We start from the raw sequence: 841 nt of genomic DNA, 5'->3' as shown, positions 1-841 counted from the left end.
CCATCGAGACCGCCGACGTGGTCCTGATGCGCTCGGACCCGCTCGATGTTGCGATCGCACTCAAGATCGGCAAGGGCACACTGCGAAAGATGCGGCAGAACCTGGGCTGGGCCATCGGATACAACGCCGCCGCCCTCCCCATCGCCGCTGGCGTGTTCTATCCGGCGTTCGGGATCATGCTGTCCCCGGAGATCGCCGCCCTGTCGATGTCCGGTTCCTCCGTGATCGTCGCCGTCAACGCCCTCCTCCTCAAGCGGCTCCGCCTGCCCGCCCAGGCGCCCGCTGCGACGACCATGCAGAAGGAGCCCGAACATGCCTGACCGTCCGCTCTCTCCCACACCGTCCTCCCCGATGCTGCTGACCCGACGAGGTGTGCTCGGACTCGGACTGGGCGCCGTCGCGGCAGCCGTGCTCGCCTCCTGCACCCCCGCGCCGCAATGGGTGACACCCACCGGCGCAGCGGTGTCCGGCACGGAGAAGAACCGCGGCGGCACCGGCCGAGTCACCACCGTCGACCTCACCGCCGCCCCCACCACGCTCGACCTGGCCGGTACCGCCGCCGCCACCTGGGCGTTCGGAGGTATCCCCGCCCCGGTAATCCGGCTCACCGCAGGCGACACGCTGAAAGCGACCGTCCGCAACCAGCTCGACGCGGACACCTCCGTGCACTGGCACGGACTCGCCCTCCGCAACGACATGGATGGGGTCCCTCCGGTAACCCAAGCCCCCATCGCCCCGGGCGGACAGTTCGCATACGAGTTCGTCACCCCGCATCCGGGCACCTACTGGTTCCACCCCCACGTCGGCCCGCAACTGGACCACGGCCTCTACGGTGCGCTCA

At 69.7% G+C, this 841-nt stretch carries 1 protein-coding gene and 1 pseudogene; both read left to right on the top strand.

Going from position 1 to position 841, the window contains the following annotated elements:
- Positions 1 to 320, top strand: a pseudogene (locus tag MHO01S_RS16150) (ATPase P); the annotation flags it as partial.
- Positions 313 to 841: multicopper oxidase domain-containing protein (locus MHO01S_RS16145; protein WP_157553827.1), on the top strand; the 529-nt coding region annotated here is incomplete at its 3' end. The pseudogene MHO01S_RS16150 and the gene MHO01S_RS16145, both read left to right, overlap by 8 nt.

The organism is Microbacterium hominis NBRC 15708 (genome assembly GCF_001592125.1).
Classification (GTDB): Bacteria; Actinomycetota; Actinomycetes; order Actinomycetales; family Microbacteriaceae; genus Microbacterium; species Microbacterium hominis.
This window is presented reverse-complemented; position numbering and strand designations above follow the sequence as displayed.